Genomic DNA, 2883 nt, shown 5'->3' with positions numbered 1-2883 from the left:
TGGTTGGAGCGGTACGGACGACGGACAGAGGAACAGCGGAGTCGGAGCGGCAGAACCGTGCACAGGGACGCAGGACATGACCGGTAGGCGGATCAGAGCGAACCAAGGTGAGCAGAGGGCAGGTCGGACGGTGACTGGCCAGAGGACGTGGCGGCCCTTCGGGGGCATGGCGAGGGGCGAGAGCGCGAGGAGGCCGGTAGGCCCGGGAGGCAGAGACGGCGGGGGCCGGGGCGGCGGGCAGAAAGCAGGGTGCCCCGCTCACGTTGTGAGCGGGGCGGGGGGCGCTACGCGGCGCGCTGGTTGGCGTCGGCCAGTAGGGAGCGGCCGACGTGCCCTGCGGCTTCTGCGGGGGACTTCCCGGCCCCGAGGGCCAGTAGGTAGCGCGTGGTGGTGACGGCGACTGCTTCGGGGGTGCTGAGTGCCTTGTGGACCACGGGCTGTCGTACGCCCCACTGCTGGGCGATCAGCGTGCTTGCGGCGGAGGTGATGAACGCTACGGCGTCGTCCACGCCGTTGGACGCATCTGGGGAGAGCGAATCGCTCATGGTCCTACTCCTTTCAGGGCGGGTGGGGCGGGTGGGGCCAGGCCCGGGGTGCGCCCCATCGGGCGCACCCCGGGGGCGCATCACGCCTTGGTCAGCGCGGTCAGCTCGGCGGACAGGTCGGCGCGCTTGAGGTTCAGCGCGGCGATACCGCCGGTGAGCTGTGCGGAAGGAGCCATGTCCGGGGTGACGTCCGGGCTGGTCATCTCGTTCTCGGGCAGCTCGTCGCGCTGCTTGGTCAGGTCGGCGATCCGCTCGCCGATCGACAGGATGTCGAGCTTGAGCTTGTCGATCTTGTCGGCCTTGGCCTTGGCGTGCTGCTCGGTCCAGGTGGTCTCCGACTTGATGAACTTGGCGTACTGGGCGGTCAGCTCGGCGAGGTCGTCGCGCTTCATCCACTCGACCACCAGGGCCGTCACCAGGTCAGAGGTGCGCATCGCGGTCTGCGGGGAGACGTCCACCGCGTTGAAGCCGGTGGCGTAGTGGGCACCCGCCAGGTTGTGGAGCCAGACGATCGGCGTGGCCGCCGTGATGTCCAGGGGGTTCACCTTCTTGTGCCCGACCACGAACGGGGTGCTGGCGCTTCCCAGGGCCGGGATGTCAGTGCGCTGGTGCCGGTCCTCGGCCGAACCTGCGCCGAACTGGACGTTCACCAGACCCAGCATCGTGGGCTCGGCGTTGTAGTCGGGGTGGATCACGAACGATCCCACCGGAAGGACGCCCTCCTGCACGATGCGCTTGACCGTGTAGGTCACCTCACCGTTCTCGCCAACGATGCTCTCGGCCGAGTAGGTGGCGCCGGTCACGGTGGTGAAGGTCTGAGCGGTCATGTTCGTTGTCCTCCTGCGTTGAGTGGGGCCGGGATGCCGTTCCCGGCCCCTCGTGAGTTCTACTTTACACAGATTCATAGAGTTAAGCAACTGTGAATCTGTGAGTGATCAGCTGTCAGTGGGCGGCGGTCATCGTCGTGCGGCTCATGGCTTCCCGAAGGGCATCGTGCCCGACGGTAGTGGCCTTGATCACGAAGACGCTCCGGGAGTGGGCCCGAACCTCCGTGCACTCGGCCAACCTCTCCCACAGTTTGAGCTCCGCGAACAACCTCCGGAATGACTCCACGGAGGTCCGGGCTATGCGGTACTGCTTGGTGGTGTGTTCCATGATCGGCCCCTTGTGAGTGACGGTTTGGTGTGAGAGATCGGGGTGCCCAGGCGGTCGCGAGGGTCAGATGAACAGGCGTGCCGCCATGGCGCAGGCAATGCCGAGTTGGGTGAGTCCCGCCTTGGTCACATTCGGCTTGAGCGCTTCCAACGTGCTGTCGAAGGTTGGGACGATCGCGAGCATCAGGGTGCCCACGGTCCCGCTCACGGCAGCGGATGCGGCGAGGAGCTCGGTCGAGCCGTCCAGGAACGCCACACCCGCCAGCACCTGGGTCCCGAAGGCCAGGGGCAGGGTCACGGGCAGTGGGGTGAAGCGGGCCAGGGTGTCGATGTGCATCGCAGGCTCCTCGTGGTGGTGGCCGGCACCCCCGACCTCGTGATCACTACAATATACGGACTCATAGAGTTAAGCAATCTCTGTTTGTTCCTCGGCCCTCGCGTTCTACCTCTGCCGGGATGTGCGGGGGAGTGATCTCTCCATCCCTGTCGCCCTGGCCCGTCCCTGGTCCATGTTCTTGGGCATCCGGGCGCGGGTCGCAGGGGTGATCTCTCCGCCCCGCCCCGCCCCGCCCCGCCCCGCGCCGCTGCCCGGACACGGCCCGGACACGGCCCGCCGTCCGCCGTGTCCGCGCCTCTGGGTCTCCGGCTGCCGTTGGGTGGGGGTGATCTCTCTGTCCGCCCCTGCCGCTGCCCGTCGTCCTCCGCGCCGTGCGCGGGCCGTCCGTACTGCGCGGGAGTGCCGGGTTGTAGGTGCCACTCGCTGCTGTCAGCAGCTTGTATGTCGTGCTGCCCCGGGTCACCCCACGGATAGTTTCCAAGATCTTTTTATCGTTGCCGCTCCTGCTGCCGGGGTTGTGCCTGCCGGGTGGTGGGGAGTGATCTCTCCGGGCCGCATCCCGGCTCCGGCCGTTCTGCCTGTCTCCCGCTGCTGGGTTGGTCTGCTGGCCGGGTGGGGCGTGAGGGGCAGCGGTCCCCACCATCCGCTGTTCTACCGGGCCGTCCGTTGCGGGTGGTGTGTGCGACACGCCCAGGTCACCCGTTCGTGGGAAGCTCCGCCCGGCCGCTCCGCCTCCGCCCGGCCGCCTGCTCCGCCCGGCCGCTCCGCCTCCGCCCGGCCGCCTGCTCCGCCCTGGCCCGGCCGCCTCCCCGCCGGGCCCGCCCGCGCACCGCCGCCGACGCCGGGC

The 2883-nt window shown here is 68.7% G+C and carries 4 protein-coding genes; all 4 read right to left on the bottom strand.

Going from position 1 to position 2883, the window contains the following annotated elements; translation table 11 throughout:
- Window positions 1-284: 284 nt before the first annotated feature.
- The 4 genes from ACFYNO_RS39080 to ACFYNO_RS39065 all read right to left on the bottom strand — a co-directional run bounded on the left by ACFYNO_RS39080 (window position 285) and on the right by ACFYNO_RS39065 (window position 2036).
- Window positions 285-545: a hypothetical protein gene (locus tag ACFYNO_RS39080; RefSeq protein ID WP_388022961.1), complete on the bottom strand. Its 261-nt coding sequence runs from the start codon at window positions 543-545 to the stop codon at window positions 285-287.
- 80 nt (window positions 546-625) lie between these two features.
- On the bottom strand, window positions 626-1372 hold the full coding sequence (locus tag ACFYNO_RS39075) for a hypothetical protein (RefSeq protein WP_388022958.1): 747 nt from the start codon (window positions 1370-1372) through the stop codon (window positions 626-628).
- 115 nt (window positions 1373-1487) lie between these two features.
- Window positions 1488-1700: a hypothetical protein gene (locus ACFYNO_RS39070; RefSeq protein WP_388022956.1), complete on the bottom strand. Its 213-nt coding sequence runs from the start codon at window positions 1698-1700 to the stop codon at window positions 1488-1490.
- Window positions 1701-1763: 63 nt separating this feature from the next.
- Window positions 1764-2036 (bottom strand): hypothetical protein, encoded by a 273-nt coding sequence (locus ACFYNO_RS39065; RefSeq protein ID WP_388022954.1) that lies wholly within the window; start codon window positions 2034-2036, stop codon window positions 1764-1766.
- Window positions 2037-2883 lie beyond the last annotated feature (847 nt).

Origin of the sequence: Kitasatospora sp. NPDC006697, from assembly GCF_042869935.1 — a bacterium.
Taxonomy (GTDB): Bacteria; Actinomycetota; Actinomycetes; order Streptomycetales; family Streptomycetaceae; genus Kitasatospora.
The sequence above is the reverse complement of the archived record's forward strand: the minus strand, read 5'-3'. Positions and strand labels throughout refer to the sequence as shown.